Below are 236 nucleotides of genomic sequence, written 5' to 3' on the forward strand. Positions count from 1 at the left end.
GAATATCCATATATTGGTCTTGCCTTTTCATCCTAGTAAGTTACAGTGGTTCTCCAGTTGCTATGCCCTAATATTTTTACTATAGTACCAGTTATTAAACCTTTTAATACAGTCGTAGAATTAACACCAAAAGCAATTGATATTGTCGTTCCTGTACCAGCTGTGTCAAATGAATAATTATCATAATAATTAAGCGTCAAAACTTCTAACCCTGAAGTTGGAAAATCATAGTTAGT

General features: G+C 32.6%; 1 protein-coding gene. It reads right to left on the reverse strand.

Annotated features, from left to right (window positions below):
- Nucleotides 1–32: 32 nt before the first annotated feature.
- On the reverse strand, nucleotides 33–236 hold a 204-nt coding region (locus ACY2RW_RS16400), incomplete at its 5' end, for a hypothetical protein (protein ID WP_490123792.1).

The sequence above is a fragment of the Polaribacter sp. 2305UL8-11 genome (assembly GCF_058147165.1).